This window comes from Candidatus Lokiarchaeum ossiferum, assembly GCA_025839675.1.
Taxonomy (GTDB): domain Archaea; phylum Asgardarchaeota; class Lokiarchaeia; order Sigyniarchaeales; family Promethearchaeaceae; genus Lokiarchaeum; species Lokiarchaeum ossiferum.
Genome location: CP104013.1, coordinates 1,150,284 through 1,163,705, shown reverse-complemented (window position 1 = coordinate 1,163,705; position 13,422 = coordinate 1,150,284). Strand labels below are relative to the sequence as shown.

General features: G+C 32.8%; 11 protein-coding genes. 2 read left to right on the top strand and 9 right to left on the bottom strand.

Going from position 1 to position 13,422, the window contains the following annotated elements:
• Positions 1-12: 12 nt before the first annotated feature.
• From NEF87_RS04690 to NEF87_RS04665, 6 genes are all read right to left on the bottom strand, one after another.
• Positions 13-1,530: a metallophosphoesterase family protein gene (locus NEF87_RS04690; protein WP_457918869.1), complete on the bottom strand. Its 1,518-nt coding sequence runs from the start codon at positions 1,528-1,530 to the stop codon at positions 13-15.
• A 58-nt stretch (positions 1,531-1,588) separates the two neighbouring features.
• On the bottom strand, positions 1,589-6,127 hold the full coding sequence (locus tag NEF87_RS04685; protein WP_457918868.1) for a DEAD/DEAH box helicase: 4,539 nt from the start codon (positions 6,125-6,127) through the stop codon (positions 1,589-1,591).
• A 383-nt stretch (positions 6,128-6,510) separates the two neighbouring features.
• Positions 6,511-6,666 carry a hypothetical protein gene (locus NEF87_RS04680; protein ID WP_457918867.1) on the bottom strand — a complete coding sequence of 52 codons (156 nt, stop codon included), beginning with the start codon at positions 6,664-6,666 and terminating at the stop codon, positions 6,511-6,513.
• Between the two features lie 16 nt (positions 6,667-6,682).
• The gene (locus NEF87_RS04675; RefSeq protein WP_457918866.1) at positions 6,683-6,955 is read right to left on the bottom strand and encodes a hypothetical protein; all 273 of its coding nucleotides are present in this window, start codon (positions 6,953-6,955) and stop codon (positions 6,683-6,685) included.
• 190 nt (positions 6,956-7,145) lie between these two features.
• Entirely contained in the window at positions 7,146-7,946 is an 801-nt protein-coding gene (locus tag NEF87_RS04670; protein ID WP_457918865.1) for an undecaprenyl-diphosphate phosphatase, read from the bottom strand.
• A gap of 50 nt (positions 7,947-7,996) precedes the next feature.
• A complete protein-coding gene (locus tag NEF87_RS04665) occupies positions 7,997-8,470 on the bottom strand; it encodes a hypothetical protein (RefSeq protein ID WP_457918864.1) in 474 nt (157 codons plus the stop codon).
• 364 nt (positions 8,471-8,834) lie between these two features.
• Here NEF87_RS04665 and NEF87_RS04660 point away from each other — a divergent pair, with 364 nt between their 5' ends.
• A complete protein-coding gene (locus NEF87_RS04660) occupies positions 8,835-9,335 on the top strand; it encodes a prolyl-tRNA synthetase associated domain-containing protein (protein ID WP_457918863.1) in 501 nt (166 codons plus the stop codon).
• A 27-nt stretch (positions 9,336-9,362) separates the two neighbouring features.
• Here NEF87_RS04660 and NEF87_RS04655 read toward each other — a convergent pair whose 3' ends face one another.
• Both NEF87_RS04655 and NEF87_RS04650 read right to left on the bottom strand, forming a co-directional pair.
• The gene (locus NEF87_RS04655) at positions 9,363-9,755 is read right to left on the bottom strand and encodes an IMPACT family protein (protein WP_457918862.1); all 393 of its coding nucleotides are present in this window, start codon (positions 9,753-9,755) and stop codon (positions 9,363-9,365) included.
• Between the two features lie 34 nt (positions 9,756-9,789).
• Positions 9,790-10,809, bottom strand: a complete 1,020-nt coding sequence (locus NEF87_RS04650) for a diacylglycerol/lipid kinase family protein (protein WP_457918861.1) — start codon at positions 10,807-10,809, stop codon at positions 9,790-9,792.
• Between the two features lie 160 nt (positions 10,810-10,969).
• On the opposite strand from NEF87_RS04650, the gene NEF87_RS04645 reads away from it, so the two are divergent.
• Positions 10,970-12,700 carry a hypothetical protein gene (locus NEF87_RS04645; RefSeq protein ID WP_457918860.1) on the top strand — a complete coding sequence of 577 codons (1,731 nt, stop codon included), beginning with the start codon at positions 10,970-10,972 and terminating at the stop codon, positions 12,698-12,700.
• Positions 12,701-12,846: 146 nt separating this feature from the next.
• On the opposite strand, the gene NEF87_RS04640 is transcribed toward NEF87_RS04645, so the two are convergent.
• Positions 12,847-13,416, bottom strand: coding sequence for a hypothetical protein (locus NEF87_RS04640; protein ID WP_457918859.1), 570 nt, complete (start codon positions 13,414-13,416; stop codon positions 12,847-12,849).
• Positions 13,417-13,422 lie beyond the last annotated feature (6 nt).

Here is a 13,422-nt window from a genome sequence, read left to right as displayed (position 1 = left end):
GTAAAATTCCTCCTATAATTCAAAATCAAATTCTTCTTCTCCAGAATCTTCATATTCCGTTAAATCGCCCAATAGATCATCCATATCGTCTAAATTTGCATCATTTTCAGTATTTTGAATTTTTTTTTCTTTAATTTTCTTTCCTTCTTTGCCCTTCAATTCTGAAATATGGGAAGAATACCATTGTTTTATATGATCCTTTAGAAATTTAGGATCTGCATCGATTTCTTGCAATTGTGCTTTGATATCGAAAATTAAGTTTAATAAATCAGTTCTTGCAGGAGTATAATTTTTATTACTATCAATCATAAATTCGAATACTTTTTTCTCAATTTCATCAATTGAAAGTTCTTCATCACCTTCAATGATTATTCCATCTAATTCGGACTGAATTGAAGTGCTGTAAATGCGTGCATCCAAAATATCGAGTTCCTCTAAAATGTGTTCCCGTAATTGACGAGTATTGAATTCTAACCGCGAATAAGGTACCGTTCCAAATAAGGTAAGTACTAAGATTGGATAGTTTAAATTATCCGATTTGTTTATATTATCTTCATTTTTCCGTGATTTAAATCCAAAAGCCTTTAGATTTTTAATGACTTCTTGTAATGTCTCTTTAAAGGAAGTTGCTTTTGAAGCTCCAACATTCATTGGAGTGGGAGAATAAAAAGTGCGATTTGGGATTAGATTTTTTGATTGGGAGTCCCCATTTTCACATAGAATTTTAGTAACTTCAAAATTCTTTGTATCACTTGCATTTATTTCAATTAAAAATGCTCCATGATCCCTATTTACGTCATATTCTTTGATATCATTTATTTCACTGCTACCTGGGTTATAAATCCATTCATCTTCCATTGGAAAAGTGTACATCGTATGAAAATGACCCAAAGCGAGATAATTCACCTTTTTATGGAGTTTTTCCAATTCTGGGGTGTAATTAATTCCCGCTTTTTTTTTATCTCTTCCAGCAATACCAAAATGCATCATCAAAATAGTAAAATAATCATCTGATTCTTGGATTGCTTCGTAGATCGCTGGAAATAATAAAGGTGTATTACTTCCAAAATAAGGCAGCCCATAAATTCTAACCCCTTCTAGTTCTATGAATCCTCCCCGATTTGTTTCTGGTGAATAGGGTGTGAAAGTAACTGTTTTTGATGTCGTGTTATAATCTCCTGAAAGGAGGTGAATCAATCCTAAATCTGCCAAAAATTTCATCCACGATTGAGATGAAAAAATTGGACTATCATGGTTCCCTTCAATTGCCAAAATGGGAATATCTTTCTTCAATTTCAATTTAGTTGTGTCCTGATATTGAGATAGGATTTGATATACTTTACTTAGAGTTTCCGGATTCACTTTACTATCATTAAACATATCGCCAGCAATTAATACAAAATCCACCCTTTCGTCAATTGCTTTATTTAAGATAAATTGAAATGCTTGGATGAAATCATTATATCGAGTTTGAAGATTATATTGTTTATAGCCCAAGTGAGTATCGGCAATATGAAGAAATTTAACCATTTTTATCAGATTGTTTTTTTTTTCTATTCTTTATTAACACTTCTTCCTTTTAAAATCGCTAACCCTTCCAACGGAATAGAATTGTTTCCATTTCAAATTTTCCGGTGGATTTTTCGATTTCGACTTTCATACTTGTTTCATGGTTACAGAAGTCTAAAGCATAATTTCGGGTTTGAGCGGCTTGATCCATAATTTCCCTATCATCTGGGATATAATCTAAGAATTCTTGACTGCACAAGACGATTATCTTCGACTTAGCTCGGGATGTAAGCACATTAAACCGATTTAAATCATAAATAAACTCATCTTCAGCTCGTAATTGATCCTTATCTGAGAGTCCAAAGGTGGCTAAAATAAATTCTCTATCCGATCCTTGGAATTTTTCCACAGAATAAATGCTACTTTTCAGTAAATCCATGAGTTCAGTGTTTGAAAGAAAAGTTAAAGTATCCTTTGGATCGGTCAAGGCTTGAAATATTTTTAAGATGATAAGGCGTCCTTGAGCATTATGGGGGGCCACAACCCCAATTGCTTCTTGCCAGAATTTTCTCTCTTCATTTTCATCCCGAATTTCTTTCATGAAAAAATATTGTATCACAATCTGAGATACAATCGATGCCTCAATAGCACTTATGGCAATTTCAAATTGAGTGGTGTGAATGATTGCTCCAGCAATAACTTCAGGATCTAAAATTGTTTTTATCCAAGGAATTTTAATCTGATTTACGTTTCCGGTAATTTTTCGTTTTGCATTCAAAGAAAATGCGGTTAAATCCTCATAAATCCCCAATTGAGATGTAAAGGCAACAATTTCTTCATGGGATCGATAATTTACCTTTAATTGAGACGATTTAATTTTGTGATACCTGACATAATAACTAAATAAACTATCTAATACTTTTTCAAGATTCTTTGGTGGATTAATACGCTGAACTGGAGGTAATTGATTATAATCACCGACTATAACGACTTTAGTTAAATTATTTATGTTGATTGGGTTTATGTTTTTTAACTTTTGAACTGATTCAAAATTCTCAATTTCTGTGCCAAATGCTTGAGAAACAGATTCCATTGATTTTGGTTGAAGATGAAATGTTTCTTTATGGATATATTGTAAGCTTGCCATGAATTGATCTGTGGGTAATTGACTGGCTTCATCCACTACTATTAGATCAAATTCAAATGAATCCTTAACTCGCTCCCTTAATCTATATAATTGGTGTGCGTTGGCAAAAATAATATAATTCTCTTCCAAAACTTCTTCAAGTTTTTTCTTTTTTGTGACTGTTCGTGAAAGACCATTCCATTTCCATGCCCCATTTTCGCGAACTAAATCATCAATGTGCCGGCATCCCTTTTCATCGGCAATAGGATCACGGGAACCTGAACGGATGAATATTTTTTGTAACTGGGCAGAAAGAGTAGGTTTTTGCTTGCTATTACGACTTTTTTGGATTTTATCAATCAACACAAAAATAGCAGAATAAGAAAATGCAGTAACTAAAATTTTTACTGATTTTTGTCCTTTCTTTTGACATCGTAAAATATATTCGTCAATTAACGCTGCTATAGTTTGAGATTTGCCGGTACCTGGAGGTCCTTTTATCGCATAAAGTACATTTCTTAACGCGAAATCTATCGCATCACTTTGAGATGGATCGGGGGAAGGATATATGTCCGAGTAGAGAATATTTTGTTCACTTTCAGATTCTTTTGTAATTTCATCGGGGAGCTGAGATGGGTCGTAGTAATATACTTCTGGGGTGCTAAATTGCCAAGATTTCGGCCAAAATAATTCTGGATTGGCACGAATATCCCAGAAAAAAGATAATCGCTTTCCCAACCAAGAATCTCCAAAATGATTATTTTGTAAAAGCCCTTCTCCTTTTTGATTAAATAACTTTGTTGACCATGCATCAAAAGCATAGGGATACAAATACCATTGAGGATTTTCTTGTGGAAATTCGACTTCCCCTTTGTAAATTTCGATTAAATTTTTCGGTTTCTTTTTTGCTTCTACTTCATACCCTGAGATTTTGGTGTTCCATTGCATTCGTTCGATGGTTATAATCCAGACGCGGATCCATGGTCCCACCTTCAAATCTCGTTTTTCCTCAGGAATTAAGAAAACTTGATCTCCTTCTTTTATTTTCATATTGGAAGATAGATTTCGAAGTTCAAAGCGATGAATAATTTTTTTATCCCCCGTTTCAAGAGCTCGTAAGTTTGAAACACGAGCTGCGGCCAATTTTCCAATACTAAATTCTGGATAGATGGTTCTGAAATGCTCCGCCTCCAATTCATCCATAGTACCTTCTAACTTCGAAAATAGATACCATACATAAGCAATTTGATGATAATTTCTATCCAATTTTATTGATTTAAGTGAATCCATTTTTATGGGACGCGAATTATTAGAGATATTTTTATTAGATTTAAACTGAAAATTCATTCGTAACCAATTTAGGACCCGCAATTTATGTTTTATCTGCCTATGCAATATTTCTTTTAATTCTAATGCTTTTGGCAAATCATCTTCCTTTTTGATTAAAAATTCGTGCCATGCTGTAAAATCCATGTAATTAAAATGAGGTATCCAATATAGGGAATTACTGATCGTTCCAGAAAGATCTTTTGCTATTTCATGCCACGTATAGTTTATGATTTTCGGAAATCCCATGGAAGTTTCTGCAAAAGATTGTAAGTTGAACATTTTTTTATGCTGATATGGGTGAGTTACCTCAGAATCACTTGGTGCAAACCAAGAAACTAATTCTGCTAAATAAGCCTTCAATTTTTTGTTCTTAATTATCTTGTCTAAATTACGCTGCATCATTTGCTCAATATTATTTAATTGCTCTTTGGACCAGTAAAAAATTGCAGAATCTGGGCCATAAAATGTTCCTTCTTTGATTCCTTTAATGACTACGTGATTTTCGATATAGTTACATAATGTTAAAAGGGCATAAATTCGAGGGAATGCTTCTAAAATTAATTTGAATTCGTCATCGGGCTCTAATCCTTCAGTAACATAGGAAAATTGGAATGTAATTTTTGCATGATTTATTTTTTTCTTTTTGATAGTATCTCCCGGAATATAAATTTTAAAATTTGATAAATTTGTTAGCAACGACTTAATTTGGTCGATCTCTTCAATACTCATTTCTTGATATAGTTCATCTTCAATTTTTTTCCGAATCAACTCAGAAGGTTCATCTGAGGCTATTGCCCCCTTCCAAATTTCCCACCACTTGTCAAAAGCCAAACAATATGGTGCTTTCGGATGGATAGACATTGTTGATTGAATCCCAAATGCAAATAACCGTTCATTACTTGGATCTGATTCGGCTACAAAGACAATGCTAATTGGAGAATACTTGGGGATGCTGGTATTATATATAGATCCTCCTTTTGGAATTACTATGTCATTTTTAAGTAGTGAAGCTGTCTTTAGGGCTAGTTGCGGCAATTCTGGATAGATGGGCTCTGGAATGTCTCCAATTATTATTTTATTTAAGTTCTTCCCAACATCTCCGATGGTTTCGAAACCTAATTTTTCCAATTGCTGAGCTATGGAGTTAGATGTATAAGGTATTAATTTTAAAGACCAATCTTTCGCTTCAGACATCTCCGTTTTTCCTAAAGTATAGATACAGTCTTTTAAATAACTACATTGCCCACAAGTAGGTTGAATGTTTACATTGATATTTTCGATAGTATTCGGTGCACTTTTCCAAAGTTCCCTAATTTTTTTTGCCACATTTGTAAATATTCTATTTGCTTCATTCCACTTTATTGGAATCATAGCGAGATAGAAATCTGTAAGATTATTGAATTTAAGATCTTCAAGATTATCATATTGAGGAAATATGCCATTCTTTTCAATTTGAACAAAAAATTTGTGGTTCATATTAATAGATGAAAGATAATAAGATAAGGTCCATGCATAATAGGAAATTTCAATGAATTGTTTTTTTCCGATTTTATCTTTATTAATATTTTTAACATCAAATATATTTATTCCAAAGCGAGTTTCTAAATCCTTGTTTAAAATTTCCTTAATTTCCCCATTAGGAAGAATCTCCATAATAGAATTCTGTGTTTTAGTCAACGAGTTGCCTATTATCAAAATGTCCGGTCTTACATTACCATAATCCAAAGGAATTCCTCGAAAATCGGGTGAAAGAGAGAGAAGATCTTCAAAAAATGTTGCAGGGGGTTGATATTCAAATTCAGCAAGAATTTTATCGGTATATTGGCCATCTTGGATTCTATCATATATACCCTCAAATATTTCTTTCGTAAGGGATTCATTTCCAGGTCGTTCTTTACTCAAACGAAAGGAAGTGGAAGAAATTGGATTTGAATATAATAAATCATACACATCCTTTTCATATTTATGTCCAAGTCTTTTTAAAAAAGAAGGGGATCTAATTGGACGATCTCCTTTCTTTAACTTTCTTACTGGTTTCATCCAATTTGTTTCAAATTTTCGAGAAATTGAGAGAAATAAATTTCGATCACATTCTGACGCCACATAACCTGTAAAAATCTGTTTTCCAAATTTTGGTTTTTTTTCTTCGACTTTTTCTGTCAATTTCTTTCTTTCCTATTACTAATCATTTTTTACTATGTTGTCTATTATCTTAAGTATTGCTAGTAAATAAACTCCTATTAGTTAGCATAGGTTTCAGAAGTTAATTAGAAGAATTCTACAACTTAAATCCATAATCAATTTCATCATTTATCAAAAAAAAATCTTAGGAAATACTTCAAATTTGCAAAACAAACTGTTTATTTTAAAGCTTCAATTGAGTTTAGCATACGGTAACTGTAAGAATTGCTTTTACAGTAAATTCTTGCTATAAGTATTTTGGAACAATTTCCAGAACTTTTATTGGTTCATTAATTCTCGAAAAAAGAGATCGTTCATCAAATTAGTGTTAAAAGCAGAAAAAAATTACACAATAAAAAAACGGATTAAATATAATTTCCAAAGTCAAGTAAAGTGGTTGATTTTGAACCTATTGGGTCAATGGGTTTATTGGGGACGTCAAAGTCTTTTAAAATTGAATAATAGGCATAAAAAGTTGCTCCTGAGGGTAAGTATTTATTGAAATTTATTTCGATTGGCATTGTTTTCATTTCTCCTTTATTTTTTGCTTTGCAATATTTTAGCTAAATATTCGATATTGTTATGGATTTTGTTGGATAAAATTGAAAGCGTATTAGCTGCTTCTTCAATTGATGGATAATCCTTGCGGGTTCGTTTGGAATTTTTCGCTTGAATTGTCTCATAAACTTCATTTCGGGTGTATTTCGCCGCAAACTGCTTCAATCGTTCTAAGGCGACATTGTAGGGTACGATGCTATCGACTTCTTCTCTTCCGAATTTAATAGTTAAATTATCACTTCGTGAGGCCATTTTCATAGTTTTATAACTAATTTATCAATTAAAATATATCGATATTTTTTTAATTGAATCGATCCAAAATACATTATAATTTATAAATAATTTCAAAAATGTGTTACAGGCAATTATAACTAAAGAATCAATTACAGAATGTATTAAAAAAATAAAATAAATTGATATATTATGACTTTTTTTACAAATCCTAAGAAGAACCAACAATCATGAAAATTATAACCAAAATTATTGTGATTCCACCTAAAACATAACAGATTATATCAAAAGGCATTTTTCTGGCAAATCTAAGAAGTGCTTCCATGGTCAAAAATCCAATTATTGCTACAAAGAGCAAGACGACTATGTATTCAATACCAAAGATAAAAGCAGTTTCTTCATTAGGAAAAAGCAATTCAAATGCTACTGCCCCAAGAATAGCAGGGAGGCTTATGATGAAACTCATTTTGAATGCATCTTCTTTTTTAAAACCACGCAGTAAAAGAAATGTAACAGTTGTACCTGACCGGCTAATTCCAGGTAATATTGCTAGACCTTGACACGCACCTAAGAAAATTTCATCGGAAATCTTTCTTTCTTCCATCGCGAATTTGTTCGTTGCTTTGATTTTTCCTGTTCGCAACAGTGTCGCCGTTACCAATAATAATATTCCTATAATAAGTGTTAAAGCTAATCCTGTCAATTCAACGAAAAAATTTCTCAATAATAAATACAAAGGAATCCCAATTATACCCGTAAATGCGGTAGAAATGATTAAGAATCTTAACATTGAACGATCTTTCGAAATTGCATCCCAATAGGTTTTCCAATATTTTACTAAAACCGATATGGCAGTGCCTAAGTGAAAAAAAATACTTAAGCTGAAAGCTTCACTGGCAGTCTTTCCAAATGCATTTAATGCTAAAATGGACACAATTCCAGAAGAAGATACAGGGAGCCACTCAAGGAGAGCTTGAACAAATCCCAATATCAAATTTTCAAAAAAACTCATAATGGGATAAAGAATTTTTTTCTTTTAAATTCTTTACGCCAAAAGTTTTACTAAAACGAATTTTCAAAATTTTGATTTTTACGCTTTAACACGGATCCTTGTTCTTCTATTCCAAGGATGTAGGTTCGCTGTTCTTCGATTGTATCTTCTATATATTTTAATTGATTCTTAACGCGATTGACTACTTCATCCGTCTTATTTCGCATATTCCGAACAAGTTCACGGATTTGTGTGAAACTTTGGGTGTTTAAGCGATCTTGATATGCGTTCGGTCTATTTGCTTGAGAGCTAAAATAATATTTTATTGTACCGGCGATATTTTCAATATTTATTTTTAAAACTCTTTTTTGAATTGGACTTAAAAGTTGAGCTAGCCCTTCCTTGACTTCTACAAGGTTTTGCTTTAAATCGGTTCTCAAAGAAGAATATTCCTCTGCAGAATTATCGTGTTTAATTCTCAATTTATTATTTTTTTCTACTTTTTTGATTTCTCCGCTCTCTGTGCGTATATATTTATATTCCATAATTTCACCTTTTGATAGAATTCCCTTTGAATGTATTTCAAATTAACGAAGGACTTATTTATATTATCAATCTAAACTCGGTATTTTTGTGCAACTCATTTAACAATGAAATCAAAGTTTCAATAGGATTTAATATTCCAAATCTAAACATCACTTAGGAATTTTTGAATTGCAAAAAGTTCGGTACCTAGTACTATATAATATAATGTTTGAAAACTAATAAAACTGATCTTCTTATAATTAAAAAAAAACCAGCATTTATTATAATTCCCTCTTTAAATTAATTTAAATCTTAGATTGATCAAACGAGCAAGTTAACTAATAATTTGCCAAGTAATCAGTTGAATATAAAGGTAGATCTACAATGCACCCTTCTCTTGAAACATGGTTAAATTTGAATAATATTAAGTATCTTCTATTTAAGCATCAAGCCGTATTTACTGTACCTGAAGCAGAAATTCATTGTGGTCACATTCCTGGGGTTCATTGCAAGAATCTTTTCCTAAAAAACAAGAAAAATGGGCGCTATTATTTAATTACTATTCCCAGCAAAAAACGATTAGATTTAAAACAATTCCGTAAAATTGTACAGGCTCCAAAAATTCGTTTTGCAGAAGCTGAAGATCTTTTGTCCATTTTGGGTTTAACACCAGGCTCAGTATCCCCTTTAGGGTTAATCAATGATAATGAACATAAAACCATATTTTTTGTGGATGAATCTATTTGGAATGCATCTGAAATTTGCTGCCATCCCAATATTAATACTGAAACGCTGCAAATACCTCAAAATTCTTTCCGTCGGTTGATAAATCAAACGCATTGCGAGAAAATAATTATAAAGATGCCCTATATAGAAGAAAAGTAGATCTCCTTATTCTAAGAAAAATAGTCCTTAGATTGTGATAAGTCCAATGGCTTTGATGATTTGACTAACTGCTTTGGAATAACTTCGCACCAATCCCCCTTTTCCCAACTTGATTCCGCCAAAATAGCGAGTAACAACCACGACGGTATTTGTAATTTCTTGTTTTTCCAAGACGTACATCATCGGTTGTCCGGCAGTTCCTGAGGGTTCTCCTTCATCACTTTCATTAACTAGAAGTTCTTTATCTATCCCAATTCGGTACGCGAAACAATTGTGGTTCGCTTTATAATGTTGCTCAGAAATTTTTTTGATGAATGCTTTTGCTTCACTTTCTGTTGCAACTGGAGCAATAGAAGCAATAAATTTTGATTTCTTTTCGATTAAAGGATAGGATTGTCCCGCTTGTTTTATCTGTTTCATTTTATTCAGAATCTCCTAAAGAAAAGAGAATTTTTCAATCAAATTTTGAATTAGTATAGTAATCTGATTTTTCTCGTTGGAGCTTGGAGAGATGTTTTGCGAATTTTGTTCCATGTTTTTCCTGAAACCACTGTTCTGCTTCATTTTGTTCGGGTTTGATAAATTCATATTGTCCTGGAAGAAAACTATATTCAATAGGCAAATTTCCAATGATTTCTCCATCAACTTGAGCTATATATGGTTCATCATTCAATTCTACCATCTCAATACGAATCTTTTTGCTGATTAAGTCTGTTAAATGTTTGTGGGGGTGGAGCGTACGTGAGTACATTGTGTTAAAATTATATAATAATTCAAATCGTCCCATTTCAATGATGGAAATGTGGAATAGGCCATCATCCAACCGTGCTCTGGGGCACATGTACATCCAACCTCCGTAAGTGGGGCCATTTCCGACAGCAACAAGATTGCATGTGCTTTGATAGATTCCGTTGTCGTGAATGATCCGTATTTTGTGTTTTTTAAATCCGAAAACTGTTTTTACAACCGATGCGATATAATTCCACGTACCAGGAAGGTTTTTATTACCTTCATTTGTGCGCTTTGTTACTTCTGCATCAAATCCTTGGCTACCTATTCCTAAAAAATATCTTTTTTCATTTTGCGCATTTGTCGCGATTCCAACATCCAATTTGCCAGTATGTGCTTTGGCAATAATTTCACATGCTCTTTTAAGGTTATCTGGACGATATCCGACCGCTCCGGGAATGTCCATGCCCGTTCCCATGGGAATAAATCCCAAAAGTGCATTTGTTTTTGATTTTATCGCTCCATTAAGAACTTCATTACAAGTTCCATCGCCACCCCATCCGACAATTCGGTAACCATCTTTCGCACATTCTTCTGCAAGGGTGATTGCATGAGCAAAATATTCTGTTTTTAATAGTTTAAATGAGATTTTTAGATTTTCGAGGGTTTTTATAACATAGTCAAATTGTTTCTTTTTTTTTCCCGCGGCTGCAGTGGGATTATAAATGATGGCGTAATCTTTCATTGATTAATTTAAGTTGTTTAGAAAATCATTTAGATTTTCCTTTTTCGTTTAACAATGACCTTGTGGTTTCCAATTTTTACCAAATCTGTATAAAAACTCCATGAAATTTTTAAGTTGAAATTCTAAATATATCATATCTTTACAAATAACGGGATAACTTATGAACAAACAAACATTTAGACGTAGATTATTTGTGTTTTGCGTCTTTTTCTCGATGATTGGAACAATTACAAATGTTCAAGCATCTTTGAGTACATCTAGTCTTGAAATATCCGATATTAAGTGGATTGCACCTAATGTTTCTCAAATTGGTCTTGGAAGAAATGCTGAATTCGCTTTTTTACCTGATGGGACGATGCAAGTCGTATATTTAGATCCCGAAGAATATTCTGATAAATTGTTATTTATTACTAATGCAACTGGAAGTTGGAGTTCGCCTGAAACTATTGCTGATCCGTCTTATGGAGCGATGAATCCTCAAATTTTAATTGATCTTGAAGGTGATAGTCAAGTAAGCTATCGGGCAGATGGTGGTGGTGCCTTTCATATCAATAATTCTGGTAATTCTTGGACTGAAACAAGTATGGGTGGAGGTCAATTGAAATCTTTTGTACCCCGGATGGCAATTGGCCCTGATAATGCAGTACATTTTGTCTATTATTGGCTAGAATCATCATCTAGTAGTTATGAAGGTGGAATTACTTATATTAATAGCACTCACCATGAACAACATCAAACAAATAATTCCATAACCCGTTTTGAACAAAATCCCTCAATAGCAGTTGATTCAAATGGGTTAGTTCATATTGTTTTTGAAGGATCTTGGAATAATACGGCGATAGGATCGATAGCAGTGCGTGATATATTTTATCAAACATTTAATCCTAATGTTGAGGAACCTTACTTTTCGGATCTCATTAGACTTACTACCGTACAAACAACTAAAGACTATGCTGAAAGACCAACAATTATTTGTGATGAAAATGACAACCTTCATGTTGTATTCATTGAGACTGAAGCGGCTTCTGTAAACGGGCAAGATGTTCATCAAGCATATATCAAATATATGCGCCTTGATAACACCCCTTCCAAAGAAGATGCTGCCATTATAAATACTTTGACTGCTACCACAAGTTATCCTTCCATAGCAGTTGATTCTGAAGGAGATGTTCATATTGTATTCGTTGGTTATCCTCAAACCGAATTTTCGCACTATTATACAACGGATATTATGTACTCCACTAATAAATCTGGACACTGGATGGATGAACGGGTGACAAATCAACCCTATTCTGTATTGTCTCCTCGAATTGCAATTAATCCTCTTACAGATGAGCCAACCATTCTATATCATATTAAACATGCGTATTCCACGGTGGCTACTACCATGGAATATGTGGAATCTCGAAATGGTAGTTTCGGAACACATTTTGATGTTTCAACGTTATTATCTGGTAGTGAAGAGAATATTGGAATTCAGCAAGAAGAAGCCTATAAATATCTCTGGATTACGCCAAATCAACCAATTCTGTTGGAATTAACTTTGGATAACAAATACAATGAAGCGAATGACATTGAGCTTGATATTAATCTTGTTGAAAATGATTATATTTCATTGGTAAATGGTACTGGTTCTCAAACACTTTCTAATATGGCTCCAGATTCAAGTGTTACATTACAATGGTATATTCAAGCTGCAACTGGTTCAACTGGAGAAATTGAAGTTCAGATCACCCATGAAGATGAAATCATTGGAAAAATATTATATATGTATAATGTCGGTTCTCCATCAAGAGGCGGTTCTATTGGTATAGGGGACCTGAATTTCGTTTTCATAGCGAGTGTGTTAAACACAACTATTCTTCTAATTATTCAGAAGAATAGAAAATAGTTTTTCCCTTCTTTTTTCCAAATGATCTATTTTTTCTCTTTCTCTTCTTATTTCTTAAAATTATAATATACTTACCAATTGTAGAGTAGAATTTAACGAGTAAGGAAGGTTTATGGAACAAATTTGGAAAAATAGAAAAAAAATGGTTACAACTGATTTTTGGACCCACAATAACAACAGTATACAAATTGGGTGGAAATTAAAATCCATTTCATATCAAATTCAAGGTTAAGTCCACAAGATTGGCAGCTCTGAATCTTCATCCCACAACTATAACAATAGATATATCCATGTTGCATATATTGGGAATTTAATTCTGAAATTAGTGTGATACCACAATGATTACATGTAATCACTTCAATACTCGAAGATGGGGATTTTTGAATCTCAAAATTATCCAAATTATTGTTCGATACTGGATCACCCATTTTATCCTTTTTAGCAGTTTGTTGAGATTTGAATCTTTCAATGAAAACTTCAGTGACATAAGATTTTTGTTCATTCTGAGGACAATTTTTACGATAATTCTTGCTTATAATCAATTTTTGAATTGTTTTAATTATTCCAAAGATAATAAGTCCTAAAATCAACAATTTAAACCATTTCCAACTTACCAAGAAAATAAATATACCAGTCGCAATCAACGAATAACCAATTTCTTGAGAATCGTCAGATTTTCTGTCGGATTTTTTTAGAGGGAGATAAATTTCGTTCATTTTAAG